Source organism: Bradyrhizobium sp. NAS96.2, from assembly GCF_001908235.1.
Taxonomy (GTDB): domain Bacteria; phylum Pseudomonadota; class Alphaproteobacteria; order Rhizobiales; family Xanthobacteraceae; genus Bradyrhizobium.
In genome coordinates this window covers 1-1,204 of record NZ_LGHK01000422.1, presented here as the reverse complement: position 1 = coordinate 1,204, position 1,204 = coordinate 1, and the positions used below count along the sequence as shown (strand labels likewise).

Below are 1,204 nucleotides of genomic sequence, written 5' to 3'. Positions count from 1 at the left end.
CGGCGCGACGTTCCGTAGCAACCATTAAGCCGTGACGGTTGTTTCGAGCCAAGGCGTTCCGCGCTGGACGACAGTGTTGGCATAGATCAGCAGCTTCCGTGCGCAAGCGATGAGGGCTGCGTTGTGAGCTTTTCCGGCGGCAGTCAGGCGCGTATAGAGCGCGATTAGCGCTTTGTTCCAGCGGAACGCCGCTGGCAGCGCGGCCGCGAACAGGGAGCGACGGAGACGAGCTCGGCCGCCGGCAATGCGACGTTGCCCCCTGTGTTGGCCGCTATCATTGTCGAACGGCGCAAGGCCTGCAAGGGCAGCGGCTTCCTCGCGGCTGATCCGACCGAGCTCGGGCATGCGGATCAAGAGCGCAAGCGCAGTTCGCTCGCCGATCCCGGGAATGCTGAGCACCAGATCAAGGCGAGCAGCGAGATCGTGGTGAGCGCGTAGTTGCCTGGCAAGGTGACGGAGCTGGGCGAGCCGCCGTGCCTTCAGCCTGGCGATGTCGCCAAGCACCAGGCGTCGCAAGGCAGGCTGATCGATGTGTTCGAGCCGGGTCTTGCAGCGCTTGATGTCGTCTTCGGTCTGCTCGAGGAAGGTCAGATGTTCGGCCAATTCCGCCAGGCGCGGATCGGGGGCTTCCCTGACCTGGTCGATCGCTGCCGCGCAGGCTGCGATCAACACCGCATCCAGCACGTCGTTCTTGGCGCGCCGCAGATGCATCCGGCCGAATGCCTTGACCTGGATCGGCTGCAACACCAGCACCGTGAAGCCTGCCGCACGCAGATGCTCCACCACGCCGCGCTCATAGCCGCCGGTCGCCTCGATCCCGACGCGACCCACCCCGGCCTTGGCCAGTTTGACCGTCAGTTCACGCCACCCAGTCAATGAGTTGGCGACCTGCCAACGTTCGGTTCGGCCGTGAAGCGCCACATCGAGCTTGCCCTTGGACGTATCGATTCCTGCCGTTGTCGTGCTAGTCTTTGTCATCCTCGTCGACCCCGCCTTGTGAAGCGAACCTAACCGTTCCGGCAACCATCCGGGTCCGATGAAGGTGCTGGCGCGATCCTGCTACGGGGCAGCCACAAACTGCTCAGGATGGGTACGATCCGACCGCCAGCGGCCTGTCGCGGCCGCTAACCGCGACAGGCCATTCCTCTCGGAATATGCCGACGATAGCCGATCGACGGTGCGGATCAACGCCGCGCCCTCGCTG

Annotated in this window: 1 protein-coding gene; it reads right to left on the bottom strand. The window is 64.5% G+C overall.

Features of this window, described 5'->3' with window-relative positions:
- Positions 1 to 24: 24 nt before the first annotated feature.
- Positions 25 to 978 carry an IS110 family RNA-guided transposase gene (locus tag AC628_RS41700; RefSeq protein WP_074132573.1) on the bottom strand — a complete coding sequence of 318 codons (954 nt, stop codon included), beginning with the start codon at positions 976 to 978 and terminating at the stop codon, positions 25 to 27.
- Between the last annotated feature and the right edge of the window lie 226 nt (positions 979 to 1,204).